The organism is Micromonospora sp. NPDC023869 (genome assembly GCF_055559695.1).
This window is the reverse complement of record NZ_JBVHKD010000016.1, coordinates 1-25250: the sequence shown is the minus strand read 5'-3', so window position 1 is coordinate 25250 and position 25250 is coordinate 1. Positions and strand designations below refer to the sequence as shown.

Sequence of the window (25250 nt, the reverse complement as noted above, 5' to 3'; positions counted from 1 at the left end):
CCCCCGCGCCGGGCCCGGCAGGGCCACACCACCCACACCCCACCACAGTCACTGGTCAGCGAGCGCCTCGACGACCGGCCGGGACAGTGCGCGCCGCGCCGGCAGCACCGACGCCAGCAGCGCGGCCAGCACCGCGACGGCCAGCACCCCGCCCAGCCGTGCCCAGGGCACGACCAGGGTGAACTCCCCGGCGAGCCGGGCCAGCAGCGCCATCGCCCCGGCGGTGACGCCGGTGCCGAGCGCAACTCCGAGCACCGCGCCGACCAGCGCGGTGAGGACCGCCTCGACGGCCAGCATGGCGCGCATCCGCCCACCGGTCAGCCCGACGGCACGCAGCACCGCGTTCTCCCGGGTCCGTTCCACCACCGACAGGCTCAACGTGTTCGCCACCCCGACCAGGGCGATCACCACCGCCAGCCCGAGCAGCGCGACCACGAACGCGAGCAGCATGTCCACCGTGGAGGTGAGCATCCGCTTGTACGCCGCCTGATCGAGCAGGTTGACCGTCGGGTAGTCGACCAGTACCGCCTCGATGGCGGCGCGTGCCGTGCCGACCGGGACGCCCTGGGCCGGGTCGACCTCGGCCTGGAAGCCGCGCTCGCCGGGGAAGAGCCGGGTGTGGTCGGCGTCGACCAGACCCACGGCGTGTCCGGGTGGCACCGTCGCCCCGGTGCCGCCGGAGGCCAGTCCGTCGACCACCGCCGCCACCTCGAACGGCTGGGACCGCAGGGTCACCCGGTCCCCCGCCGACCAGCCGCGTCGCTGGGCCAGCTCGCGGTCCACCAGGATCCGTCCCGGACCGAGCCGGTCGAGTTGCCCGGTCACCACCTGCTCGATCCGGTCGCCGACCAGTGCCGGGTGGACCGTCCGGTACTCGACGTCGTCGGCGGTCCGGGTCCGTGCCTCGTGCACCACGCCCAGCTCCGGCCGGGCGGCCAACGCGCCGGTCAGCCCGGCGGGCAGGTCCACACCGATGCCGGTGACCAGGAAGTCCACCCCGACCTCGGCGTCCACGGTCCGTTCGATGGCCACCTTGGTGCTCTGCGCACCGACCAGGAACGACGAGACCAGACCGATGCCGATCACCAGCGCGGTGGCGGTCGCGGCCACCCGTCGGGGGTTGCGCACCGCGTTGGCCACGGCCAACGCGCCGGTGACGCCGAGGACCCGCCGCACCGGTGCCCCGAACAGGCGGACCAGCGCCGGCACCAGCACCGGGCCGAACAGCACGATGCCGAGAAAGCTCAGCACCCCGCCCAGGGCGACCAGCACGATCTGTCCGGCGGAGGCCGCACCGGCCAGGGCGGCGATCCCGGCGGCGAGGACCACCGCGCCACCGGCCAGCCGTACCCGGCCGGCGGGACGGGTGACCTGCACGGCGGCGTCGGTGAGGGCCGCCACCGGGGCGACCCGGGTGCCCTGCCAGGCCGGTACGCACGCGGCGGCGACGGTGAGCGCGGTGCCGGCGACCAGGCAGCCCAGCACGGTGCCGGCGGTCACGGTCAGCTCACCGCTCAGCGGCATGTCCAGTCGGGACACCAGGGCGGTCAGCGCGGCGGCGAGTCCGGCCCCGACCAGCACGCCGAGCGCCGAGGCGGCCAGGCCCACCACCGCCGACTCCAGCACGGCGGCCCGGAACACCTGCCCCCGGGTGGCCCCGACCAGGCGCAGCAGCGCGGTCCGGCGGGTGCGCTGGGCCAGCACGATGGTGAAGGTGTTGCCGATGACGAAGGCCGCCACCACCACCGCCACCCCGGCGAAGGTGAGCAGCACCAGGTGGAACTGGTCCACGTCGCGGACCGCGTCGGCGACGGCGGCGTCCAGGATCTCCGCGCGGGTCCGCACGGTGGTGCCCGCCCCGGCGACGTCGGCGAGCCGGGCGGCCAGCTCGGTGTCGGTGATCCCGGGCTCGGCCGCGACCATAATCCGCCCGTACCCGGACCAGCCGGTGACGGCGAGCGCGTCGGCGCCGACCAGCCCGACGAACGGCCCGCCGATGTCGCGCGGGGTGTCGGCCACGTCGACCACGCCGACCAGCGTGTACGGCTGGGCCGCCCCGGCGGCGCCGCCGACGCGTACCGTGCCGCCGAGGCGGAACGACTGGTCGTCGACGGTCCGCCGGTCGAGCACCACCTCGCCGGCCCGAACGGGCAGCCGCCCGGACACCACGTCGTAGGACTGGAGCACCGGATCGGTCGGCACGGCGGCGAGGACGCCGAAGCCGAGGACCGGTCGCCCGTCCGCGCCGACCACCCCGGCGGTGTCGGTCAGTTCGCCCTCGGCGGCGCGGACCCCGTCAACCGCGCGGACCCGTTCGACAAGCGCCGGGTCGATCGGCTTCCGGTCGGCGTAGATCCCGGCGTCGGTGTGCCGGTCGAAGGTGCCGGCCCGGTCGTACGCGCCGGCCCGCATCCCGTCGACGAAGATCAGCGTGCCGGCGACGAAGGCCACGCCGAGCACCACGGCGAGGGTGGACATCACCATCCGTGCCGCCTCGGCGCGAAGCGAGCGGAGTGTCAGCCGGAGCACGGTCACCGCCCCCGGGTCGACGCGCCGGCCGCAGCGGCGGACGGGTCCAGCCCGGCGAGCACGTCGAGGACCAGCTCGGCGGTGGGCTCGGTCAGCTCCCGGACCGGACGCCCGTCGGCGAGGAAGACCACCCGGTCGGCGTACCCGGCGGCGACCGGGTCGTGGGTCACCATCACCACCGTCTGGCCGAGGCTGTCGACCGCCTCCCGCAGCAGCCGCAGCACCTCGGCCCCGGCCCGGGAGTCCAGGTTGCCGGTCGGCTCGTCGGCGAAGACCACCCAGGGTTTGGTGATCAGTGCCCGGGCCACCGCGACGCGCTGCTGCTGGCCGCCGGAGAGTTCGGCCGGGCGGTGCCGTACCCGGTCGGTCAGCCCGACGGCGGCGACCACCTGACGCAGCCAGGCCGGGTCGGCCCGCCGACCGGCGATGTCCAGCGGCAGCGTGATGTTCTCCGCCGCGCGCAGCGCCGGCAGCAGGTTGAACTTCTGGAACACGAAGCCGACCCGGTCCCGGCGCAGCAGGGTGAGCCGCCGGTCGTCCAGGCGGCCCAGCTCGGCGTCGCCGACGCACACCGTGCCCGCAGTGGGCCGGTCCAGACCGGCCAGGCAGTGCATCAGCGTCGACTTGCCGGAGCCGGACGGTCCCATGATGGCGGTGAACCGGCCGGCGGCGACGTCGAGGTCGACCCGGTCGAGCGCGACGACGGCGGCCGGGCCGGCGCCGTACCGCTTGGACAGGCCCCGGGCGGTGACGGCGACACCGGCGACGGCGTGGGCGGGCGGTGCGAGGGACACGTGCGACTCCCGTGCAAAGGACGGACCAGGACGCCTCCGACGCTAGGAAGGACACCGGCCGGTCGAGATCAACCCGTACGCTCGACCTCGGTACGCCGCAGGTCGTCCCGGACCGGGCAGACCCGTACGCCTCAGGTCGTACGCCGGTTCTCCGCACCCGGGGTGACCAGGCCGCTCTCGTACGCCAACACCACGGCCTGCACCCGGTCGCGCACTTCGAGCTTGGCCAGGATCCGCCCGACGTGGGTCTTCACCGTCGCCTCGGCGACGTGCACCCGGGCGGCGATCTCGGCGTTGGCCAGGCCCTGCGCGACCAGCAGCAGGATCTCCCGTTCCCGCTCGGTGAGCCGGGTCAGCCGGGGGTCCTCGCTGGGGCCGGCGCCGAGCTGCCCGGCGAACCGGTCCAGCAGGCGTCGGGTGATCGACGGGGCCACCACCGAGTCGCCCTCGGCTACCACCCGGATCGCGGCGAGCAACTCCTCGGGCGGCACGTTCTTGAGCAGGAATCCGCTGGCACCGGCGCGCAGCGCGGCGAAGGCGTCGGCCTCGGTGTCGAACGTGGTCAGCACCAGCACCCGGGGACCGTCGGACGGCTGGTCGGCGCAGAGCCGTCGGGTGGCCTCCACTCCGTCCATGGTCGGCATCCGGACGTCCATCACCACCACGTCGGCCTCGACGCGGGCGAGCAGCCGCAGGGCGTCGGCACCGTCGATCGCCTCGCCGACCACCTCCAGGTCGGGCTGGGAGTCGAGCACCATCCGGAAGCCGGCCCGGACCAGGGCCTGGTCGTCCACGATCACCACCCGGACCGTCATGCCGTGACCACCTCCGTCCCGGGGGACGAGGGTAGCGGCAGGCGCGCCCGCAGCAGCCATCCCCCGCCCGGGCGGGGGCCGGCGGTGAGGCTGCCGTCGTACACCGAGACCCGCTCGCGCATGCCGACCAGGCCGTGACCGCCGGGCGGTGCCGGGGTGGACGGGACACGGCCCCGCCCGTCGTCGAGGACCTCAAGGACGACGGCGTCGGCGCGGTGTTCGAGGCTCACCTCGGCGGTGGCGCCGACCCCGGCGTGCTTGAGCGTGTTGGTCAACGCCTCCTGCACCAGTCGGTAGACGGTCAGCTCCAGCGCGGGCGGCAGTGCCCCGGAGTCGCCGGTGACGGTGTGGCGCACGTGGAGCCCGGCTGCGCGGAACCGGTCCAGCAGGGCGGGCAGCTCGGCGACGGAGGGACGCCGATGCGTCGGCTCGGCGGGTTCCGGTGCCGGGTCGGGTCCGGCCGTCGGCTCCGGCGGGCTCGGTTCGCGCAGGACGCCCACCAGCCGCCGCATGTCGGCCAACGCCTGTCGGCCGGTGTCCGCGACGATCCGGACCGCCTCGCGGGCCGCCTGCGGGTCCTTGTCGATGACGTACCGGGCGCCGTCCGCCTGCACGATCATGACCGCCATGCCGTGCGCCACCACGTCGTGCAGTTCGCGCGCGATCCGGGTGCGCTCCTCGGCCACCGCCGCCCGCGACTGCGCCTCCCGCTCCCGTTCCAGGGTAGCCGCCCGTTCCTCCAGGCTGAGCACGTACAACCGGCGGGTCCGGACGTTCAGCGCGGCCAGCCAGACCGCCCCGACGACCAGACCGTAGAAGACGGCGGTGAAGGCCCAGGCGACCTGGGACGGCGTCCGGGCCGCGGCGAACACCACCCCGAGCGCGGCGACGACCCCGGCCAGCACGCCGTCGCGCAGCCGGTCGGCGTACTTGACCATGCTGTAGAGGGCGATCAGCACCGCCACGTCGTACGGCAGGGGTGCCCAGTCGAGGGCGACCTGGACGTACGCCAGCACCGCCACGACCACCGTGACGCCGACCGGTCGCACCCGCCGCCACAGCAGCGCCACCGCCATGCCCAGCCCGATCATGGTGCCCGGCCAACCGGCGTCGCTACCGGCGGTGGACGCCAACGCGAGCAGCGCCACCAGGCCGGAGACCGCCACGTCGAAGGCGACCCCGCGCAGCGGGCGGCCCAGGACCGTCGCTCTCATCGTCACCCAGCGTACGGGTGCCTCCGGGACCGGCGGTCGGTCAGGGAGCGAGGTCGCGCATCCGGACGATCTCCACGCCCTGCTCGGTGGCGACCGAGGTGGCGAACTCCGACATCCGTTGGTCGAGGCCGACCTTGAGCAGGTCGGTCGCCATCACCACGGCACCCTCGTGGTGTTCGGTCATCATCCGCAGGAAGAGGCGGTCGAAGTCGACGCCCCGGGCGGCGGCGAGCCGATCCATCGCCTCGGGCGACTGCATGCCCTTCATCGTGGCGTGGTCGTGCCCGGACACCTCGGTGGAGAGGTGGCGCTCGGCGAGCCAGGCTCGCAGCACGCCGATCTCGGGTCGCTGGCCGGCGCGGATCCGGTCGGCCAGGGCGCGTACCCGGGGGTCGGCGGCCCGGTCCGGCGCGAGCGCGGACATCTCCAGCGCCTGCTCGTGGTGCGGGATCATCATGCGCGCGAACCAGGCGTCCAGGGTGTTGAAGCGCGGCGGCGAGTCGTCGCGCACCTCGGCGCCGGGGCGTTCGACGGCCGGTTCGCCGGGACGTCCGGGCACGATCACCAGCGGCGCGTCTGGATCCGGCGACGGACCGACCGACGACGAGGCCTCGGCGGCGGGCGCCGGCCCGGGTGGCGCGGACTCGTCGCCGTCACGCAACGCGAACGCCGACACCGCGAATACCACCACGACCGATGTGACGACAGCCAGCATGCGTCCACGTCGGACGGTCATGCGACACCCCCTCAGGGTCGAGGTCGCAGCGATCGTATCCATTCACGATGTTTGCTAGATGTGAGCCAGGTCACATCGATGAGCGTCGTCGCGGAGTTATGGTACGGCCCATCGCCACTCGCCTCTCGAAGGGCATCGCCGATGGTCGGATTGACCCCGCCGCGGGGGCGGCAGCTACGCGTCGTCAGCGTGGCCGCCACCGGGCTCCTCCTCGCCAGCATCGCCGTCGCCTCACCCGGCAACGCGCAGACGGTCACGCGGACGGCCACCGAGTCCGCCGCCGTCGAGGCACCCCTGCGTGTCGACGAGATCTCCCACAGCCCCAACCTCACGCAGATCGCCAACCTGCCCAAGCAGGCCCCGTTCGACACCACGGCGGCGCTCGGCACCGACATCGCCTTCCAGGGCAGGTACGCCTTCGTCGGCAACTACGACGGCTTCGTCATCTATGACGTCGCCAAGCCGAGCAAGCCGAAGATCGTGTCGCAGGTGCTCTGCCCGGGCGCGCAGAACGACATCTCCATCTATGGTGACCTGCTCTTCCTGTCGACCGACGCGTCCCGCAGCGACGACTCGTGCAGCAGCGTCTCCCAGCCCGCCACGATCAAGGAGTCGTGGGAGGGCATCAAGATCTTCGACGTCAAGGACAAGAAGAAGCCGCGCTACCTCAAGGCGGTCGAGACCGCCTGCGGCTCGCACACCCACACGCTGGTGCCCGCGAAGGACAAGAAGTCGGTCTACCTGTACGTCTCCTCGTACAGCCCGCAGGCCACCTTCCCCGACTGCCAGCCGCCGCACGACTCGATCAGCATCGTCAAGGTCCCGCTGAAGAAGCCGACCGACGCGGCCGTGGTCGCCACGCCGAACCTCTTCCCGGACGGCGGCTACGAGGGCCGGACGGGCGGATCGGCGACCAGCGGCTGCCACGACATCACCGCCTACCCCGAGAAGGACCTCGCCGCCGGGGCGTGCATGGGTGACGGCGTGCTGCTGGACATCAGCAAGCGGGAGGCCCCGCGCGTCCTGCACACGGTGCGCGACACGGTCAACTTCGCGTTCTGGCACTCGGCCACCTTCAACAACCGCGGCACCAAGGTCGTCTTCACCGACGAGCTCGGCGGCGGTGGCGGAGCCACCTGCAACGAGGAGATCGGCCCGAACCGGGGCGCCAACGCGATCTACGACCTCACCGGCCGGGGCGACAACCGCAAGCTGGAGTTCCGCAGCTACTTCAAGATCCCGCGCACCAACGGCGACACCGAGAACTGCGTGGCACACAACGGCTCGCTGATCCCGGTCCTCGGCAAGGACATCATGGTCCAGGCGTGGTATCAGGGTGGCATCTCGGTGTGGGACTTCACCGACTCCCGCAAGCCCAAGGAGATCGGCTTCTGGGAGCGGGGCCCGCTCTCGGACAGCCAGCTGGTCGTCGGCGGCTCCTGGTCGGCCTACTACTACAACGGGCACATCTACTCCTCGGACATCCAGAAGGGGCTGGACGTGCTCGAACTCAACGACTGGCGGACGTGGTCGGCCAAGCTGGTCCACTACCGCGAGTTCAACGTCCAGACCCAGCCCAGCTACCTGAGCTGGTAGCACCACCCGCGCCTGCGGGCCCGGTCCCCTCTCCGGGAGGCCGGGCCCGCATCACGTGTGCGCCAGGTCGTGTTTTGCCCCGCCGGTCCCGGGTACCTCGTCCGGCACGTTCCGTCACGCAGGAAAGGGGCGCGGCAATGGCGCGAAGCGAGTACCACGTGGTGCCGGACGGCAGCGGCTGGAAGGTCGAGCAGGGCGGAACCGTCGTCGGCACGTACGAGACGAAGCAGCACGCGGTCGACGCGGGGCGGAAGGTGGCGCACGGCAACGAGCCGAGCCAGCTCGTGGTGCACACCGCCGACGGTCAGATCGAGACCGAGTACACCTACCAGGACGACCCGTACCCGCCCGCCGGCTGACCGCGATCCCCCCGGCGGCCTGCCGACCGCACCGACCCCGGTGCCGCCGGCAGGCCGCCGTCGTGTCTGCGCCACGATCCCGGCGGGTCGCCGCCGCGCTCCGCAGGTCTCCGGCTCGCCGTCGTCGCGTCCGGGGCGGCACCCGCCCGCGCCACCGTCGCACGCCCCGGCGGTACCGGTCGTCACCTCGCCCGGCACCCGAGCGGATGAGGCCGCCCGGGCGTGCGAAGATGCGCCGTGACCTCCCCAGAGGCTGTCCCGGCCGGACCCGGTCGACGTCGGCCGCACCCGCTCGACGTGATCGCCGTCGGGCTGGCCGTCCTGGGTGCCGTGTGCGCGGCGACGGGCCTGCTGCCCCGCGCCGACGCCGCCGACACCCTCGCCCGGGTCCTGCCGCTGCTGGTCTTCCTCGGCACCGTGGTGGTCCTCGCCGAACTGACCGCCGCCGCCGGTGTCTTCGACGTGCTCGCCACCCGGCTGGCGGTCGCCGCCCGGGGCCGCTGGCCGCTCCTGTTCGCGCTCTGCGTCGGCTTCGCCGCGCTCACCACCGTCGTGCTCAACCTGGACACCACGGCGGTGCTGCTCACCCCGGTGATGCTCGCGCTGGCGGTCACCCTGCGCACGGCGGTGGCCCCGCTGGCGGTCACCACGGTCTGGCTGGCGAACACGGCGAGCCTGCTGCTGCCGGTCTCCAACCTGACCAACCTGCTGGCCGCCGACCGGATCGGACTCGACCCGCTGGCGTACGCGAGCGTCATGTGGCTGCCCCAACTGGCGGCGCTCGCGGTCACCACGATCCTGCTCTGGTACTTCTGGTGGCGACGCGACCGCCCCGTCGACGGCCGGTTCGCGCCGCCGTCGGTGCACCGGCCGACCGACCCGGTGCTCTACCGCACCGCACTCGTCGCCTGCCTGCTCTTCGTCGGCGCGATCGTGGCCGGCGCCCCCGTCGGCCTGGCCTCGGCGGTCGCCGCCGGCCTGCTGCTGCTCGTCTTCGCGTTCCGCTCCCCCGGTACGCTGCGCCCCGCCCTGCTGCCCTGGCGGCTGCTGCTCTTCGTCACCGGCCTGTTCCTGGTGATCCAGACCATCGGCGCGTTCGGCCTGAACGACCTCGTCGCCCGCCTCGCCGGTGACGACGGCGGGGTGCCCGGCCTGCTGCGCGCGGGCGGCACCGGCGCGCTGCTGTCCAACCTCGTCAACAACCTGCCCGCCTACCTGGCCGGCGAGGCGGTGCTGCCGGCCGGTGACCGGCAACGCCTGCTGGCCCTGCTGATCGGCACCAACATCGGCCCGCTGGCGCTGCCGTGGGCGTCCCTGGCCACCCTGCTCTGGCTGGAGCGCTGCCGGGCCGCCCGGGTCCGGGTGCCGGTGGCCCGCTTCCTCGCCACCAGCGCCGCCGTCGCGACCCTCGGCACCCTCGCCGCCGTCAGCGCCCTCCTGCTCACCACCTGACCCGCCCGCACCCCCACGACGAGGGGGGCTCAGCCGGGCAGGGGTGCCTCGTCGCCCCGGGTACGGCGTGGGGTGACCAGCCGGCGAACCATCGGGGTGGCGTTCCAGCGGGCCGCGCCCACCAGGTCACGGGCGTGCTCCAGCATCGTGTAGTCCGGTCGGGTCCGGCCGGCGGCGATCGCCGCGTCCAGGTCGTTACCGCAGCGCGTCAGCACGCTGTCGAAGTCGCGCCGGACCGGTTCCAGCAGGTCGTAACCGAACGAGCGGTGCAGGCGGGCGAAGAGCGGCTTGTACAGCCGGGCCCGCTCGTGCAGGCCCGAGGAGTACGACATCGGGTTCTTGGGGCGGCGACGGATGTAGTCCGGCAGCAGGTCGGCGAAGGCCCGGCGGACGATCCACTTCTCCTGGCCGTCGCGCATCTTGAGATCGAGCGGTAGTCGCATGGCCAACTCGACCAGGGCCAGGTCCAGGAACGGTACCCGGGCCTCCACGCCGAAGCCCATGCTGGTGCGGTCGACCCGCTGCAACTCGGTACGGCACAGGTTGCGGATCTTGTGAAGGAACAGCCGACGGGACGCCGCCGGGCCGACCTCGTGGTACATCGGGTAGCCGCCGAACAGTTCGTCGGAGCCGTCCCCGGTGAGCACCACCTTCACGCCCAACTCGCGTAGCCGACGGAAGATCGGCACCGAGACCACCGCGTTGATGATGTCGCCGTACTCGGTCAGCTCGGAGATCCGGATCGCCTCGCGGACGTCGGCGAGGCGGATGTCGCGCGGACGCAACTCGACCACCTCGTGCGGCACTCCGAGCTCCTTGGCCAGCCGCCGGGCGTACGCCAGGTCGGGGCTGCCCGGCGCGCCGACGGTGACCGCGACGCAGTCCGGGTGCGCCTGTGCCGTGTGCAGCAGCGCCAGCGAGCTGTCCAGCCCGCCGGAGAGCACCACGCCCACCGTGAGGTCGGTGTCCAGGCGTACCCGGATGCTGTCGGTGAGGGTGTCCCGGACGAGCAGGGCGGCCTCGTCCGGGTCCGTCACCGGCGGCAGGTCGGCGGCGAGGGAGAGCAGGTCCACGTACGGGCGGAGCCGGACCCGGTGGTCCCCGTCGACCCAGCCGTGGTGCCCCGGCGGCACCTCGGTCACCGGCGCCCGTGCCGGGACCAGCGCCTTGACCTCGCTGGCCACGTGCAGACACCCCGGTGTGCGGGACCAGTACAGCGGCTTCACACCGAGCGGGTCCCGCACCAGGTACACCCGTCCGGTGGCCCGTTCCACGACGGCGAAGGCGTACTCGCCGCGCAGCCGGGTCACCATCTCCTCGCCCCAGCGCTCGAAGGCGGCGAGCACCACCTCGGTGTCGCTGGCGCTGGTGAAGCGATGGCCCAGGGCGGTCAGCTCGGCGCGCAACTCGTGGTGGTTGAAGACCTCGCCGTTGTAGCAGAGCAGCCACCGCTCGTCGGCGGAGAGCCAGGGCTGGACCGCGCGGTCCCGGTCCACCACGCGCAGCCGCCGGGTGCCGGCGAGCAGCCCGCTCTCGGACCGCGTCTCGGTGACCTCGCCGCGCGGGACCAGCGCGGCGAGCATCCGTCGGAAGATCGCCGGGTCGGCCTCCGGACCGACGCTCAGCGCGATGCCGCACATCGTCAGATCCCCATCTCTGCCTCGTACGCGCGACGCAGCCGCCGCGTCGCCGCGGGTGCGAGGCAGATGTGCCAGGCCTGCCCCTCGTCGATCACGTTGAGTTCGCCGGAACGCTGCCGGTCCAGCAGGATCCCGGCCAGCGTGTCCCGCGCGCCGAAGCGCTCGTACCAGGCCATCTCCACGTCCACCGCCCAGCCCAGGCAGTGCCCGCTCGGCACCATCGCGGCGTACCCGAGACGGCGCAGCCGGTACTGGTGCTCGGCGCTGCGGACCAGGCTGGTCACCCAGAGCGGCGGCGTGCCGACCGTGGTGGCCGCGGTGAACTCCCGGCCGATGTCGTTGAGCAGCGCGACCACCTCCCGCCGGGCCCGGCGGAACAGCAACCCGGCGGTACGCGGAGTGGCGTCCGGCAGGACCCGGCGACGCACCGCGCGTACGCCCCGGCCGAGCACCGTGCGGGGCTGTTCGGTGTAGCGGAACCGCAGCAGTCCCCGGCGGCGCAGCCACTCCAGGTCGACGAGTTGGGTGCTGTGGTGCACCTCGGCGTCGGTGACGAAGGTGGAGGTGTCGCGCCACCACATCACGTCGATGCGCGACAGCAGATAGATCCGGACCAGCGCGGCCAGGTCGCTCGCGGAGCTGCGGGCGTTCGGCTGGTACCGGGCCATCTCCAGCAGCAGGGTCTCCCGCGCGCCGATCAACCCCTGCGGGGTGTCGTCGAGCACCGCGGCGATGGCCGGCTCCCGCAGCCGCTGGTCGATCAGCACCTGGCGGGCCTTGGTGCTGCTCGCCGACGCGAGCGCGCCCACCTCGACCAGCAGCTCCCCCACGGCCTCCCGGTAGGCGTCCAGGTCCGGCCCGTCCGTGCGCCGTGGGCGCGCCGGGACGCGGGGACGCCGACGGGTCGGCGAAGGAGGACCAGACTGGTGTCCCGGGCTTCGGCTCGGCACTCGCATGGTGGGTCCCCTCTCCCGTCGTGCGGTGATCGCCCGTAGCAGACGGTAATCACGCCGATCGGGATGGGTACGAACAATCCTCCGTTCTCCCCCGAAGGGGACCAGGCCGGGCGAGACCGCGTGGACCAGCGGCAGCGTCACCGCTCGCGGACGAAACGGTCACAGCCAGCCGTTGTCCCGCGCGATCCGTCGAGCCTCCGCCCGGCTGTCCGCACCGAGCTTCTGCACCGCGAGGGCCAGATAGTTTCGTACCGTGCCCGGGGAGAGCCGAGCCCGGCGGGCGATCACGGCCACCGGGGCGTCCTCCTCGGCCAGCCGCAGCGTCTCCAGCTCGCGCGGGGTCAGCGGACACGGCGGGATGGTCAGCGCGTCGGCCGCCAGCGCCGGGTCGACGTACCGGCCACCGGCGTGCACCCGGCGGATCACGTCGGCGAGCGCCCCGCCCGGCGCGCCCTTGGGCAGGAAACCGCGCGCTCCCGCGGACAGCGCGCGGGCCAGGTGCGGCGGGCGGCCCTGCCCGGTGAGGATGACCACCGCGCAGTCCGGCAGCACCCGGGACAACTCGGCGGCGACTCCGAAGCCGTCCTGCCGGGGCATGGTCAGGTCGACCACGGCCACGTCGGGTCGGTGGGCGAGAGCGGCGCTGACCGCCGCCGTCCCGTCGGCTGCCTGCGCGACGACCGTCAGGTCCGCCTCCAGCTCCAGCAGGGCGGCCAGGGCGGTACGGATCAGTTCCTCGTCGTCGGCGAGCAGGACCCGGATCATGCGGTGGCCGGCACGGTCGCCTCGACGGTGAACACGCCGTCGGCCCGGTCGACGCGCAGCCGCCCACCGGCACCGGCGAGCCGCTCGGACAGCCCACGCAGGCCGTGGCTGTGCCGGTCCGCCGTCCCCGTCCCCGTTTCGGTCGCTCCGTCGTTCGTCACGGTCATCCGCACCTCGTCCTCCCGCTGGCTGATCTCGATCCGGCACCAGCCGGCCCGGCTGTGTCGCAGCACGTTGGTACCGGCCTCGCGGAGCACCGCCGCGAGTTGGGTGGCCGCCTCCGGCGGCAGCTCACCGGCGGGCGGCACGACCGTGCACCGTACGCCGGATGACCGCAGCACCTGCGCCACCGCGCTCACCTGCTCGCCGAGGTCGACCCGGCGGTAGCCGTGCACCGTGCGGCGCAGTTCGGTCAGCGCGGTGGCGGCCAGCCGCTGCGCCTCGCCCGCTTCCCGGGCGGCCCGCGACGGGTCGGCGTCGGCCAGCCGGGAGGCCAGTTCGGCCTTCAGCGCGATCACGGTCAGGTGGTGCCCGAGCAGGTCGTGCACGTCCGCCGCGAAGCGCAACCTCTCCTGCGCGGCAGCCAGCCGGGCCTGGGCCGCCCGCCCCCGCTCCGCCTGCACCAGCAGCCCCCAGAACCACACCTGGAAGCCGTTCACCAGCGCGACGCCGGGGCCGGCGGTGCCGACGACCAGCAGCGCCTGGCCGATCGACGCACCGGTCACCCCGGCCACCGCCCCGGCGACCACCATCGCCAGCACAGTGGCCGGAGGTGCCGCCCGCAGCGGCGCCAGCAACGGCACCCCGCCGACCGTCGCCGCCCCGAGCCAGGCCCAGGTGGGCCAGTCGCCGACGGCGACCGGTGCGGCCAGCGGCACGCCGAGCACCGCGACGGCGGCGTACCCGATCCGCAGCCGTCGGCGCCGCGCGGCGGACCACCCGGTGGTCAGCGCCGCGCCCACCGCCCCCGCCAGGACCAGCGCGAACGCGCCGATGGCGAGTACGCCGGAGGCCACCCGCCACGGGTCCGGCTCCCGATCGAGGCCGACGGCCGGCAGAAGCAGGGTGGCGGCCATGCCGGAGGCGAGGGAGACCATCGTCGCCGTCCGGGCCCGGCGCAGCGTCCGCTCGCCGCCCGGCACCGTCCCGTCCGTCACCACGCCGGTCAGGGTAGAACCCGCCACCCCACGGGCGTACCCCCCGTTCCGCCCGGTCCGACCGGGCGTCGTGCCCGGCCGACCGGGGACAGAACGCGGATTGTCGCCGCCGCCGCGCGCCGCCACGATCGACGTCATGACCGACGCCCTCGCCACCCCCGGCGGACCGACCCCGTCCACCCCGACGATCCACGGGCCACCGGCGACGCCGGTCCGCCACTCGCGCCTGACGCCGCTGGCCCGGCACCTGTTGGAGATGGCGCTGGCCATGGTGGCCGGCATGCTGGTGCTCGGTCCGGCCCGCGCCGCCCTGGGCGGGCTGCTCGGGCTGGCCCCGGCCACCCCCGGCGTCGCGGCGCTGCTGATGGCCACCGACATGAGCATCGGCATGGCGGTCTGGATGTGGTTCCGGGGACATCCCGGCCCGGCCGTCGGCGAAATGGTCCTGGCCATGTACGTGCCCGTGCTGGTGCTGCTGGTGCCGTACCAGGCCGGGTGGATAAACGGCGACGCCCTGCTGATGGGCGCGCACGTGCTGATGGTGCCGGCGATGGTGGCGGTGGTGCTGCGGCGCCGGGCCGAGTACGCCGTGCACCGCCCGAACCGCGCCGCGCCGCAACACCCGTGGGCACGGGCGGTGGCGCAGCGCTGGCCGGCCGGGCTGGCGCTGCTGATGACCGCCGACACCTGGAGCTCACCCGCGCCGTTGGCCGCGTACACGCTGCTGGCCCTGCCGGCCGGTTACCTGATCATCGGTACGGTCCGGCGGCAGTGGGGCGTACCGGGCGCTCTCCGGCTTCAGCTCGTCGGCCTGGCCGGCTGGTCGGGCCTGGCGCTGCTCGCCGTGATCGTCGGCGGCACGGCCGGGCAGTGGCTGGTCGCGATCGGCTGGCTGGCCCACGCGGGCTGGGACGTGATCCATCACCGGAGCGGCCAGGTGGTGCCCCGCGCCTACGCACAGTGGTGCGGTGTGATCGACGCGGTCCTCGGGATCACCATCATCCTGGCGCTGGTCACCGCCTAGTCGGCGGCCTGCGGCGGGGCCCGTCGCCACCCGGCGGCGGGCCCCGACCGCGTGTTGCCGGTGGTCGCCGCAGCGGCCGGGTGGGCGTGATGAAAGGCTTGACCCATGAGTTCCACGCCCGTACCGCCCGACGCGACCATGGATCCGCCCGCCTTCACGGACCTCGGCCTGCGGCCCGAACTGCTCGCCGCGCTCTCCGCGCTCGGCTACGAGGAGCCGACGCCGATCCAGCGGGAGGCGATCCCGACCCTGCTGACCGGCCGTGACCTGCTCGGGCAGGCGGCCACGGGCACGGGCAAGACGGCCGCGTTCGCGCTGCCCCTGCTGCAACGGATGCCGGACGACCGGCCCGGCGGCGATCCCCTGGCGTTGGTGCTGGTACCCACCCGGGAACTCGCCGTGCAGGTGTCCGAGGCGTTCCACCGGTACGGCAAGGACCTCGGGGCCCGGGTGCTGCCGATCTACGGCGGGCAGCCGATCGGCCGCCAGCTGCGGGCGTTGGACCTCGGCGTGGACGTGGTGGTGGCCACCCCCGGCCGGGCGCTGGACCACATCGCCCGGGGCACGCTACGGCTCGGCAACCTGATCACGGTCGTCCTCGACGAGGCCGACGAGATGCTGGACATGGGGTTCGCCGAGGACATCGAGGCGATCCTGGAGCACGCCCCCGCACAGCGCCAGACGGTCCTCTTCTCGGCGACCATGCCGTCGCGCATCGAGGGCATGGCCCAGGCACACCTCACCGACCCGGTCCGCATCCTCATCGCCCGCGAGCAGCCGGTGGCCGGTGCGGCGCCCCGGGTACGCCAGAGCGCATACCTGGTGGCGCGGGCGCACAAGCCGGCGGCGCTGGGCCGGGTGCTGGACGTCGAGTCGCCGACTGCGGCGATCGTCTTCTGCCGCAGCCGCGAGGAGGTCGACCGGCTCACCGAGACGATGAACGGACGCGGCTACCGGGCCGAGGCCCTGCACGGCGGGATGAGCCAGGAACAGCGGGACCGGGTGATGGGCCGGCTGCGCTCCGGCACCGCCGACCTGTTGGTGGCCACCGACGTCGCCGCCCGGGGACTCGACGTCGAACAGCTCAGCCACGTGGTCAACTACGACGTGCCGTCGGCACCCGAGTCGTACGTGCACCGCATCGGCCGGGTCGGTCGCGCCGGTCGGGAGGGCGTGGCGATCACCCTGGCCGAGCCCCGGGAACACCGGATGCTCAAGACCATCGAGCGGGTCACCGGCCAGCGCATCACGATCGACAAGATCCCCACCGTCGCCGACCTCCGTACCCGTCGGCTGGAACTGACTCAGGCCGCGCTGCGGGAGAGCCTGCTGGAGGACGACCTGGAGCCGTTCCGGGTCATCGTGGAGACGCTCAGCGACGAGTTCGACCTGATGGAGGTGGCGCTCGCCGCGGTGAAGCTGTCCCACGAGGCGACCCTGCCCGGCTCCGACGAGGCCGAGGAGGAGATCCCGCAGGTGGCGGTCCGTCCGACCCGGGACGCTCGGCCCGGCCAGGACACTCGGGGTGACCGTCGGCCGGCACGGCCCCGCACCGGCGGCACCACCCAGGTCTTCATCGGGCTGGGCCGGCGCGCCGGAGTCCGCCCGCAGGACCTTGTCGGGGCGATCACCGGGGAGACCGGCATCCGGGGCCGGGACATCGGCTCGATCGAGATCGCCGACCGGTTCTCCCTGGTCGAGGTGCCCAACGGGGTGGCCGACGAGGTGATCGCCGGACTGCGCGGCAGCACCATCAAGGGCCGCAAGGCCACCGTACGCCGCGACCGCGACGAACGCCGCTGAGGTGTAAGGCTGAGGTGTAAGGAAGGGCCCCTTGTTAACGCCTGCGGTATAGCAGGGAGCCCTTCTCACCACGGCATGCCCTGACATGCGGCGACTGGCGCCACCCCGCACGGGATGACGCCAGTCGGCGGTGCCTGGTGTTAGCTCGTGTTAGTAGGGGACCCCTGCTCTACCGCAGGCGTTAACAAGGGCCCCCTCCTTACATGCGTCCTTACGTGCCGCCCTACGTGCCGCCGTGCATGCGCTCATCGTTCAGGCGGCGGCGAGCGCCTCACCGCCCAGCGACGCCGGGTCGATCTCGGCCGGGCGCAGCGCCAGGGCGAGTACGTCGGCGACGTCGGCGAGCGTGTGCACGGTCAGCGCCTCGCGGACCTCGGTGGGCAGGTCGTCGAGGTCCGGCTCGTTACGGGCCGGGATGATCACCTCGGTCAGACCGGCCCGGTGCGCGGCGAGCAGTTTCTGCTTCACCCCGCCGATGGGCAGCACCCGGCCGGAGAGCGTCACCTCGCCGGTCATCCCGAACTCGGGGCGTACCGGTCGGCCGCTGGCCAGTGACGCCAGCGCGGTGACCATGGTGATGCCGGCGCTGGGGCCGTCCTTGGGTACCGCGCCCGCCGGGACGTGCAGGTGGATCCGCCGCCCGGCGAGGGCGTTCGGGTCCAGACCGAGCCGACGGCCGTTGGCGCGCAGGTAGGAGAGCGCGATGTGCGCCGACTCCTTCATCACGTCGCCGAGTTGACCGGTCAGGGTCAGTCCCGGCTCACCGTCCATGCTGGTCGCCTCGATGAACAGCACGTCGCCGCCGGCACCGGTGACCGCCAGCCCGGTGGCCACGCCCGGCACCGCCGTCCGCTCCGCCGACTCCGGCGTGTGCTTGGGTCGGCCGAGGTAGCGGGTCAGGTCGTCGGCGCCGACACGGACCGGCGTCGGGTCGTCGGTGAGGGCCACCGCGACCTTCCGCATGACCTTCGCCAGGGCCCGCTCCAGTTGCCGTACGCCGGCCTCCCGGGTGTACTCCCCCGCGATCCGGGCCAGTGCCGGGGCGTCGACGTCGACCTCGTCGGCGGTCAGTCCGGCCCGCTCCCGCTGCCGGGGCAGCAGGTGGTCCCGGGCGATGGCCACCTTCTCGTCCTCGGTGTAGCCGTCCAGCGTGACCAGTTCCATCCGGTCCAGCAACGGGCCGGGGATGGCCTCCACCACGTTGGCCGTGGCGAGGAACAGCACGTCGGACAGGTCGAGGTCGACCTCCAGGTAGTGGTCACGGAAGGTGTGGTTCTGGGCCGGGTCGAGCACCTCCAGCAGGGCGGCGGCCGGGTCACCGGCGTACCCCACGGAGAGCTTGTCGACCTCGTCGAGCAGCACCACCGGGTTCATCGAGCCGGCCTCGCGCAGCGCCCGCACGATCCGGCCGGGCAGCGCGCCGACGTAGGTGCGCCGGTGGCCCCGGATCTCGGCCTCGTCGCGTACGCCGCCGAGGGAGACCCGGACGAACCTGCGGCCGAGCGCCCGGGCGACGGACTCGCCGAGGCTGGTCTTGCCGACGCCGGGCGGGCCCGCCAGGGCGAGCACCGCACCGGAGCCGCGCCCGCCGACCACACCGAGGTTGCGGTCGGCCCGCCGGTTGCGCACCGCCAGGTACTCCAGGATGCGGTCCTTCACGTCGGCCAGGCCGGCGTGGTCGGCGTCGAGCACGGCCCGCGCCGCCGCCAGGTCGGTGTTGTCCTCGGTACGCGTGCTCCACGGCATCTCCAACACCGTGTCGAGCCAGGTACGGATCCAGCCCGCCTCCGGGGAGGCGTCACTGGCCCGCTCCAGCTTGCCGACCTCGCGCAGTGCCGCCTCGCGGACCTTCTCGGGCAGGTCGGCGGACTCGACGCGGGCCCGGTAGTCGGCGGAGCCCTCCGGGGCGTCCTCGCCGAGTTCCTTGCGGATCGCGGCGAGCTGCTGGCGCAGCAGGAACTCCCGCTGCGACTTCTCCAACCCCTCGCGGACGTCGGAGTTGATCTGTTCGGTGACCTCCTGCTCGGCGAGGTGGTCCTTGACCCAGCCGACGAGCAGTTCCAGCCGGGCGGTGACGTCCGGCGCGGCGAGCAGTTCGGTCTTCTGCGCCAGGGTGAGCCAGGGCGCGTAACCGGCCGAGTCGGCCAGTTCGGAGAGGTCGGTCATCCGCTCCATCGCGTCGATGACCTGCCATGCGCCGCGCTGTTGCAGCACGGAGGTCACCAGGGCGCGGTATTCGCGGGCCAGTTCCCGTGCCTTGCCGGCCGGGGCGGGCTCGTCGATCTCGGTCGCCTCGACCCAGAGCGCCGCGCCGGGCCCGGGTACCCCGGAGCCGATACGGGCGCGGGCGAGGCCGCGGACGACTGCGGCGGGCTCGCCGCTGGGCAGCCGACCGACCTTCTCGATGGTGGCGATCGCGCCGACGGAGCCGTACTCGCCGTCGAGGCGGGGCACGGCGAGCAGCCTGCGGTCGCCGGTGGCGCGGGCCGCGTCGACGGCGGCCTGGGTGGTCGGGTCGAGGGTCACCGGGATGACCATGCCGGGCAGCAGTACCGCGTCGGTCAGTGGGAGTACCGGAAGAGTTGCCATCGAACACCTGCTATCGCATTGAGTTGAGCGTGTCTGACTCAAGTCGACGCGCGCCACCGTTGTTCCACGGTGTGACCCAGCACACGAACCACCCCGACCTTGAGGTGACGCCGACACATCCGTACCGACCGCGGGAACGCCGGGTAATCGGGATTTACGCGCGGCGCAAAACGCGAGAGCCGGCAAGCAGGGGCTTTTGTTGCGCAATTGCCGGGCGATGAGTCAAACTTTGACCACACCCCGCCAGACACAGGGAGTAATCGACGATGGCGAGAAAAGTAATCACGGTGCTGACTGACGACCTCGACGGCGGAAAGGCCGATCGGACGGTCGAGTTCAGCCTGGATGGCGTGAGCTACACCATCGACGTCTCCGACGAGAACGCGGGAGTCCTGCGCAAGGCGCTGGATCCGTTTATCAATGCGGGCCGACGGCTTGGACGCGGCAGCACCGACACCGGTCGCGGTCCGCGTCGGGTCACCGCTGCGGCCCCCGGAATGAACCGCGAGCAGAACCGCGCGATCCGGGAATGGGCAGTCAGCAACGGCTACAAGATTTCCGAGCGGGGTCGTATCCCGGTCGAGGTCGTCGAGGCGTACAAGAACCGCTGAACAGCGGCGTCGCCACACAACGTCGCGGGCCGTCCGGAACCTCGTTCCGGACGGCCCGCGTGTCGTTTCGGGTCAGTTGACCTGGATCCGCACCGCGTCGAAGGCGGGGGTCTGGTTGGCCCGCTCCGACATCGGGATACGGTGCGAGCCGTCACCGGCCCAGACCGCGCACTGCGCGGTGCCGGAGTCCGGCAGACCCGGGATCTGGATGACCACGCTGTCCGGCTGGCGACCGCCGCCGCCGTCCTCGGTGGCCACGAAGAAGGCCGGTACCGGATCCGCCGCCGGCGCCTCGTCGGTGTTGTTCAGCATCCGGCAGGCGGTGTGGAAGTGGCCTCGGGTCAGGCCCTCACCGTTGAGCAGCGAGCTCTCCAGGTAGTAGCCACCCTGACCGGCCGGGAGGAACCGGTCCCGGACCAGGTTGCGGGTGCTGACCCGCAGCGAGAAGCCCTCGTTGCGGTTGATCTGCTGCGGGAACTCGGTGATCAGCAGCGACGGGTTGTTCGCCGCCGAGCCGACCTCGCCGAAGGCGGTGCTGATGCAGCGGTTGCCGTTCTGGAAGCCGTCGTGCGGCTGGAGCTGGCTGTTGTTGCAGTTGTTGGCCAGCACGTCGAGGCCGTTGTTGTTGCCCCCGCCGTTGTTGCCGCCGTTGTTGTTGCCCCCGCCGTTGTTCCCACCGTTGTCGGGGTTGTTGCCGCCGTTGTTCCCACCGTTGTTGTTGTTCACCGGCTGCACCTGGCAGGCGGCCAGACCGGCGAGGCCGCGCGGCCGGGGGCCGAAGCGGTCGATGGAGATGGTGATGCGGTCGAGCGTGGCCCGCCGCTTGCTGGCCAGCGGGTCGAGGATCGCGTTGCGGATGAACGCCTGGCCCTTGTTGCCCTCGGCGGCCAGGCGCTGGTCGGCCTCGGTGATCTGGGTCTGCAGCAGGGCCAGGTTGCGGTCCACCTCGGCGCGGGCCCGGTCGGGCACCTGCGGCAGGCGGCTGACCACGTCGGGACAGGCCACGGCGAAGGCACCGGTGGTCGCGCCACCGTTGCCGCTGCGGGTCTCCTGGCACTCCTCCACGGACTGCTGCCCGTCACCCCAGTGGTTGGTCACCCATCGACCGTTCTGGAACGTACGGGTGGTGGTGGCGCCACGGGCGGTCGGCGCGGTCGCACCCGGGCTGGGCTCCACACACTCGGCCGAGATCGGGCGGGTCTGCTGCTTGTTCGGCCGTCGGTCACCGGCCGACGAGATCTGGGTAACGGCGACGACGCCACCGAAGACGGCGAGCGTGGCACCAACCGCCAGAAGTCGTTTGGTCCGCGTGTTACCTGATGGTCTGCGTGACCGGGTGGACCTGCGCATCGAATTGCTCTCCTTCTCGATCCGGTACCTGACGCGTGACTCGACGGACCGAACGGAATCGTGGTGGCGCGCTCGACGGAGGCCGTTCGAACGCACCGGTGGCACGTCGACAGACGACGATGCCCTTTCCGCACCGTCTCCCGCGCCGCCCGGCGCGGGTTGGGGAGATCCTGTCCATTCCCGGTGAGGTACGGCCCCGCCGTGGCGGGAGTTCAAAAGAAGGTGGACTTTTTTTCGGCGGCCCGGAGCGCACTGCTCCGGGGCAGGTCAGACCTGGTGCAGATGGTCGTAGGCGAAACCGTCCACGAGTTCGTCGCGGCGCTGCCCGAGTCGCCGGATGTCGTCGAGCAGATCGGCACGACCTATCACGTCGGGAGTTTCCGTATCGAGGGTGCGCAGACGCTCACCGACAGCGAGTGCGGCGAGGTCCTCGGCCAGTCGTGCCGGATCGACACCGCAGGAGAACCGGTACGTCCGCAGGACGACCCGTTCCACCAGGAACTCGCCGGGACCCACCTCGACCCAGCTCCACCCCTCGACCGGACCGTCGGCCCAGCGCACGTGCAGCCCGCGCAGGATCGGATCCGCCAGTCGCCGTGCCACGTACGCCTCGACCGCCTCGGCCCGGGCGAGCGCGCCGAGGTCGTTGACCGCGCCGGTGCGCCCGTCCGGCAGCCGGCCGACGATGTCGCGGAACCCGATGGCGGGTACGTCCGACCCGGCGGCACCGTCGGCGTACCGGCGGGCGTCGAGCACGTACCCGACGATGCCCGGACCGTGGTCGACGGCGCGCAGGGTAGCCGAGCCGATCCGCAGCAGCGGCAGGCCGACGCTGGCGGTGACCGCCTCGACGATCCGGTCCACCCGCCGGGCGGCGGCGTCCGGCGCCGGCTCCCGGAACTCGACGGCGAACTGCGGCAGGCCGGTGTCGTCCGCGCAGACCACGTGGTCGAGCACCACCCGCGCGGCGGTGTTCCACTGGCTGGCGGTGAGCCCCGGTGGGCGGCGCCGGATCACGTCACCGAGACGCGGGGCGGCGTGCACCCGCTGTCCCGCGCGGGCCAGCACAGGCGTACGCCCACCGGCCGGAACCGTCGACAGCCACGCGTCGCCACCGGTCATCGTCGTATCCACCCAATCCTGCCGCCGACCGACCGAGTCTAGGATGACGATCATGCCGGGCGGCTCCCCCGGTGGGCCCGCGATGACCGCCACGACGGTGGCCGACCGCGCCCGAGGCGAGGAGGTGGACGGATGCGGGTGGTGTCCCTGGTGCCCTCGCTGACCGAGGCGGTGGCGGTGACCCTGCCGGGTCTGCTGGTCGGAGCCACCGACTGGTGCACCGCTCCGGCCGATCTGGACGTGCCCCGGGTGGGCGGCAGCAAGTACCCCGACCTGGACCGGGTGCGCGCGTTGCGGCCGGACCTGGTGCTGCTCAACGTCGAGGAGAACCGGCGCGAGGACGCCGAGGCGCTGGCCGCCGCCGGGGTGCCGGTCCGGGTCACCTATCCGCGTACGGTCGACACCGCCCTGACCGAGCTCGCCGACCTGCTGCGTGACCTGGGCGCGTCGGGGGAACCCGAGTGGTTGACGGCGGCGCGACGGGCCTGGTCCAACTTTCCGACTCCGTCGGTGCGGCACCGTGCGGTGGTGCCGGTCTGGCGGCGTCCTTGGGTGGTGCTCGGCGCCGACACCTTCGCCGGTGACGTGCTCCGCCGGCTGGGCGTGGCCAACCTCTACGCCGGGCAGCCGGAACGGTATCCGCGACCGTCCCTGGACGAGCTGCGCGCCACCGGACCCGACCTGGTGGTGCTGCCGGACGAGCCGTACCGGTTCACCGCCGACGACGGGCCGGAGGCATTTCCGGGCGTACCGTGTGCGCTGCTCTCCGGTCGGCACCTGACCTGGTACGGCCCGTCGCTGGCCGAGGCCCCCTCGGTGCTGGCCGGTCAACTGGCGACCCCGGTCAGACGGCCCGGGCCGGAAGGGGTCGAAGGTCCCGTCCGGTCCGGGCCCGGTCGGCCCTGACCGCACCCGGTCCCACCGGCGTCCAATGGAGGTGTCACCGGGACAGCGGTGCGAAGCAGAGAAGGGACGTGGACATCATGACCGCGATGACCGAGCGGAACACCGCCGCCAGGACCCCGGGCGCCGAGACCGTTCGGGAGCAGGCCGACCGGCGGCGGGTCACCCGCTACCTGCTCGCCGGGCTGCGGCTGGCACTCGGCTGGATCTTCCTCTGGGCGTTCGTGGACAAGCTGTTCGGCCTGGGGTTCGCCACCGAGGGCGAGAACGCCTGGATCAACGGCGGCAGCCCCACCAAGGGCTTCCTCAGCTTCGGCGTCACCGGCCCGTTCGAGGGCTTCTACCAGAGCATGGCCGGGGCGGTCTGGGCCGACTGGCTGTTCATGATCGGTCTGGCCGCGATCGGCACCGCCCTGATCCTCGGCATCGGGGTGCGCGTCGCCGCCGTCGCCGGTGGCCTGCTGCTGGTGCTGATGTGGACCGCGGCCCTGCTGCCCGCGAACAACCCCTTCATGGACGACCACCTGGTCTACGCCGGGGTGCTGGCGCTGCTCGCGGTGACCAACGCCGGCGACACCTGGGGCCTCGGCCGCACCTGGGCCCGGCTGCCGATCGTCCAGCGCTTCGCCTGGCTCCGCTGACCTGTCACCTCCCTCCCCACACGGCGGGCGTCACCCCTGCGGGTGCCGCCCGCCGTCACGACGGCCCGGGTGCTCCCGGGCCGTCGTGACGCGTGCGACGGGCACCGCTGGCGTAGCATCCGGCAGGATTGTGCTGACCAGAACCGACGTCACAGGAGAATCCGCATGAACCAGGCAGCGAGCAAGCCCGAGATCGGTCCGATCGAGGGTGCCCCGCCCGCCGACCTCGTGATCGAGGACATCACCGTGGGCGACGGCCCCGAGGCCCAGGCCGGCCAGCGCGTCCGCGTCCACTACGTCGGGGTCTCGCACTCCACCGGCGCCGAGTTCGACGCCTCCTGGAACCGGGGGGACGCCTTCGAGTTCCCGCTCGGCGGTGGCCGGGTCATCGCCGGCTGGGACCAGGGCGTGGCCGGGATGCGGGTCGGTGGGCGGCGCAAGCTGACCATCCCGCCGCACCTGGGCTACGGCAGCCAGGGCGCCGGTGGCGTGATCAAGCCCAACGAGACCCTGGTCTTCGTGGTCGACCTGCTCGGCGTCCGCTGAGCGCCGCGTCCGGCGCCGGCCCCCGTACCCGGCGCCGGACGCGCGGTCGGCGTCGCACGCCGACCACCGCACGCTCCGGCAGGCGAACCCGCCGTCGCGGCGTCACACGCCGGCCAGCACCCGCTCGGAGCACGAGCCGACGACCGGGATGACCCGGCGCAGGCCGGTGGCACGCAGCACCCGCTCCACCACCGGCGGCGGGTCCGTCAGCACCAGTTGGCCGCCCTGGGCCCGCACCCAGAGCCGGGCCGCGATCAGCGTGCGCACCCCGGCGGCGGAGAGCACCCGCACCTCGGAGAGATCCACCCGCAGCTCCGGCCGGGCCGGTGCAGCCCAGAGGGCCGCGCGGAACGCCGCGACGGTGGCGATGTCGACGGCACCGACCACGCGGACGCACACCGCGTGGTCGAAGACCGTGGTCTCCACGTGGAACCGCTCCTCGCGCTCTGGCATGAGTCGAACCTATCCCGCACCACCGACACTCACACCCTGCACAAAGGGGGTTCCGGGTAAGCCCAGGGCATGACCCGCAGGCCCGGAGTATCCACCCTAGTACTCCAACGTCACTTCGCCTGTCTGCGCTGGTAGTGGGATCGTCGGGCTTGGGCTTGGGATGTTCGCCGCCAGTATGACCAGTGCAGGGTGTGC

22 protein-coding genes are annotated in these 25250 nt (G+C 73.0%); 9 read left to right on the top strand and 13 right to left on the bottom strand.

What is annotated here, in order from left to right; genetic code table 11:
- Nucleotides 1-48 precede the first annotated feature (48 nt).
- The 5 genes from ACZ31C_RS29445 to ACZ31C_RS29425 form a co-directional block, all read right to left on the bottom strand.
- Entirely contained in the window at nucleotides 49-2529 is a 2481-nt protein-coding gene (locus ACZ31C_RS29445) for an ABC transporter permease (protein WP_465798123.1), read from the bottom strand.
- Nucleotides 2530-2531: 2 nt separating this feature from the next.
- Nucleotides 2532-3323, bottom strand: coding sequence for an ABC transporter ATP-binding protein (locus ACZ31C_RS29440; RefSeq protein WP_465798056.1), 792 nt, complete (start codon nucleotides 3321-3323; stop codon nucleotides 2532-2534).
- A 131-nt stretch (nucleotides 3324-3454) separates the two neighbouring features.
- Nucleotides 3455-4138 carry a response regulator gene (locus ACZ31C_RS29435; protein WP_465798055.1) on the bottom strand — a complete coding sequence of 228 codons (684 nt, stop codon included), beginning with the start codon at nucleotides 4136-4138 and terminating at the stop codon, nucleotides 3455-3457.
- Nucleotides 4135-5358 (bottom strand): sensor histidine kinase, encoded by a 1224-nt coding sequence (locus ACZ31C_RS29430; RefSeq protein ID WP_465798054.1) that lies wholly within the window; start codon nucleotides 5356-5358, stop codon nucleotides 4135-4137. The genes ACZ31C_RS29435 and ACZ31C_RS29430 overlap by 4 nt, the downstream gene beginning before the upstream one ends.
- Nucleotides 5359-5392: 34 nt before the next feature.
- The gene (locus ACZ31C_RS29425; RefSeq protein WP_465798053.1) at nucleotides 5393-6088 is read right to left on the bottom strand and encodes a DUF305 domain-containing protein; all 696 of its coding nucleotides are present in this window, start codon (nucleotides 6086-6088) and stop codon (nucleotides 5393-5395) included.
- A gap of 141 nt (nucleotides 6089-6229) precedes the next feature.
- Between ACZ31C_RS29425 and ACZ31C_RS29420 the strand changes: the two genes are divergently transcribed.
- From ACZ31C_RS29420 to ACZ31C_RS29410, 3 genes are all read left to right on the top strand, one after another.
- A complete protein-coding gene (locus ACZ31C_RS29420; RefSeq protein ID WP_465798052.1) occupies nucleotides 6230-7684 on the top strand; it encodes an LVIVD repeat-containing protein in 1455 nt (484 codons plus the stop codon).
- Nucleotides 7685-7821: 137 nt separating this feature from the next.
- Nucleotides 7822-8043, top strand: a complete 222-nt coding sequence (locus ACZ31C_RS29415; RefSeq protein WP_465798051.1) for a DUF2188 domain-containing protein — start codon at nucleotides 7822-7824, stop codon at nucleotides 8041-8043.
- A gap of 237 nt (nucleotides 8044-8280) precedes the next feature.
- Complete coding sequence (locus ACZ31C_RS29410; protein WP_465798050.1) at nucleotides 8281-9495, top strand: ArsB/NhaD family transporter; 1215 nt, start codon at nucleotides 8281-8283, stop codon at nucleotides 9493-9495.
- A gap of 29 nt (nucleotides 9496-9524) precedes the next feature.
- Here ACZ31C_RS29410 and ACZ31C_RS29405 read toward each other — a convergent pair whose 3' ends face one another.
- From ACZ31C_RS29405 to ACZ31C_RS29390, 4 genes are all read right to left on the bottom strand, one after another.
- Nucleotides 9525-11135, bottom strand: coding sequence for an asparagine synthetase B family protein (locus tag ACZ31C_RS29405; RefSeq protein WP_465798049.1), 1611 nt, complete (start codon nucleotides 11133-11135; stop codon nucleotides 9525-9527).
- Nucleotides 11136-11137: 2 nt separating this feature from the next.
- A complete protein-coding gene (locus tag ACZ31C_RS29400; protein WP_465798048.1) occupies nucleotides 11138-12091 on the bottom strand; it encodes a DUF5715 family protein in 954 nt (317 codons plus the stop codon).
- Between the two features lie 159 nt (nucleotides 12092-12250).
- A complete protein-coding gene (locus ACZ31C_RS29395) occupies nucleotides 12251-12856 on the bottom strand; it encodes a DNA-binding response regulator (protein ID WP_396747496.1) in 606 nt (201 codons plus the stop codon).
- Nucleotides 12853-14016, bottom strand: a complete 1164-nt coding sequence (locus tag ACZ31C_RS29390) for a sensor histidine kinase (RefSeq protein ID WP_465798047.1) — start codon at nucleotides 14014-14016, stop codon at nucleotides 12853-12855. The genes ACZ31C_RS29395 and ACZ31C_RS29390 overlap by 4 nt, the downstream gene beginning before the upstream one ends.
- 133 nt (nucleotides 14017-14149) lie before the next feature.
- Between ACZ31C_RS29390 and ACZ31C_RS29385 the strand changes: the two genes are divergently transcribed.
- Both ACZ31C_RS29385 and ACZ31C_RS29380 read left to right on the top strand, forming a co-directional pair.
- The gene (locus tag ACZ31C_RS29385) at nucleotides 14150-15037 is read left to right on the top strand and encodes a hypothetical protein (RefSeq protein WP_465798046.1); all 888 of its coding nucleotides are present in this window, start codon (nucleotides 14150-14152) and stop codon (nucleotides 15035-15037) included.
- A gap of 105 nt (nucleotides 15038-15142) precedes the next feature.
- Nucleotides 15143-16840, top strand: a complete 1698-nt coding sequence (locus tag ACZ31C_RS29380; protein ID WP_396747488.1) for a DEAD/DEAH box helicase — start codon at nucleotides 15143-15145, stop codon at nucleotides 16838-16840.
- A gap of 252 nt (nucleotides 16841-17092) precedes the next feature.
- On the opposite strand, the gene lon is transcribed toward ACZ31C_RS29380, so the two are convergent.
- Entirely contained in the window at nucleotides 17093-19429 is a 2337-nt protein-coding gene (gene lon, locus ACZ31C_RS29375) for an endopeptidase La (RefSeq protein ID WP_465798045.1), read from the bottom strand.
- Nucleotides 19430-19695: 266 nt separating this feature from the next.
- Here lon and ACZ31C_RS29370 point away from each other — a divergent pair, with 266 nt between their 5' ends.
- Nucleotides 19696-20040: a histone-like nucleoid-structuring protein Lsr2 gene (locus tag ACZ31C_RS29370; protein ID WP_350697268.1), complete on the top strand. Its 345-nt coding sequence runs from the start codon at nucleotides 19696-19698 to the stop codon at nucleotides 20038-20040.
- A gap of 72 nt (nucleotides 20041-20112) precedes the next feature.
- On the opposite strand, the gene ACZ31C_RS29365 is transcribed toward ACZ31C_RS29370, so the two are convergent.
- Entirely contained in the window at nucleotides 20113-21390 is a 1278-nt protein-coding gene (locus ACZ31C_RS29365; RefSeq protein ID WP_350697267.1) for a hypothetical protein, read from the bottom strand.
- Nucleotides 21391-21657: 267 nt separating this feature from the next.
- On the bottom strand, nucleotides 21658-22566 hold the full coding sequence (locus ACZ31C_RS29360) for a PDDEXK family nuclease (RefSeq protein WP_465798044.1): 909 nt from the start codon (nucleotides 22564-22566) through the stop codon (nucleotides 21658-21660).
- Nucleotides 22567-22644: 78 nt separating this feature from the next.
- On the opposite strand from ACZ31C_RS29360, the gene ACZ31C_RS29355 reads away from it, so the two are divergent.
- The 3 genes from ACZ31C_RS29355 (at nucleotide 22645) to ACZ31C_RS29345 (ending at nucleotide 24602) form a co-directional block, all read left to right on the top strand.
- Entirely contained in the window at nucleotides 22645-23418 is a 774-nt protein-coding gene (locus ACZ31C_RS29355; RefSeq protein WP_465798043.1) for a helical backbone metal receptor, read from the top strand.
- Between the two features lie 77 nt (nucleotides 23419-23495).
- A complete protein-coding gene (locus ACZ31C_RS29350; RefSeq protein WP_465798042.1) occupies nucleotides 23496-24056 on the top strand; it encodes a hypothetical protein in 561 nt (186 codons plus the stop codon).
- Nucleotides 24057-24221: 165 nt separating this feature from the next.
- Nucleotides 24222-24602: an FKBP-type peptidyl-prolyl cis-trans isomerase gene (locus ACZ31C_RS29345; protein WP_465798041.1), complete on the top strand. Its 381-nt coding sequence runs from the start codon at nucleotides 24222-24224 to the stop codon at nucleotides 24600-24602.
- 102 nt (nucleotides 24603-24704) lie between these two features.
- Here the strand turns inward: ACZ31C_RS29345 and ACZ31C_RS29340 are convergent, their stop codons facing one another.
- Entirely contained in the window at nucleotides 24705-25055 is a 351-nt protein-coding gene (locus tag ACZ31C_RS29340; protein WP_465798040.1) for an STAS domain-containing protein, read from the bottom strand.
- Between the last annotated feature and the right edge of the window lie 195 nt (nucleotides 25056-25250).